The sequence below is a fragment of the Paracraurococcus ruber genome, assembly GCF_004353985.1.
Classification (GTDB): Bacteria; Pseudomonadota; Alphaproteobacteria; order Acetobacterales; family Acetobacteraceae; genus Paracraurococcus; species Paracraurococcus ruber.
Genome location: NZ_SMOA01000667.1, coordinates 1 through 579 on the forward strand (window position 1 = coordinate 1; position 579 = coordinate 579).

Here is a 579-nt window from a genome sequence, read left to right on the forward strand (position 1 = left end):
GGCCCCGGCCGCGGCGCCGAGCGCGGCCATGCGGCCCTGGCCGCGCGTCGCCGCCTGGCGGCGGCTGCGGGCGACGATCAGCATCGCCGCCTGGTCCAGCGGCAGCAGGCCGGCGGCGGCGGCCGCCGCGACCTCCCCGACCGAATGGCCGAGGCAGAGCATGGGCCGCAGGCCCGCCGCCGCCAGCGCCGCGACGATGCCGTGCTGCACGGCGAAGAGCAGCGGCTGGGCGATGGCGCTGTCCGCCAGGGCCTCGGCCGTCACGCCATCCCGCAGCCGGTCGCGCGCCGACCAGCCGAGCCGCGGGGCGAGCGCCGCATCGGCCTCCGCCACGCCCCGGGCGAAGTCGGGATTGGCAGCGAGTTGCGCCTGCGCCATGCCGGCGAAGGGCGCGCCATTGCCGCTGAAGGCGAAGACGACGCCCTGGCCGGGCGCGGCGGCCCCGGTCACGGCCGCCCCGGCATCGCCGCCCGCCCAGGCGCCGAGCCGGGCGGCCAGCGTCGCCGCATCCTCCCCCCGCACCGCCAGGCGATGGCCGAAGGGCCCGCGATGCCGGGCGGCGCCGCGCAGCAGGGCGGG

Annotated in this window: 1 protein-coding gene; it reads right to left on the reverse strand. The window is 81.2% G+C overall.

What is annotated here, in order from left to right; translation table 11 throughout:
* Window positions 1–579: acyltransferase domain-containing protein (locus tag E2C05_RS32375; protein ID WP_133223672.1), on the reverse strand; the 579-nt coding region annotated here is incomplete at both ends.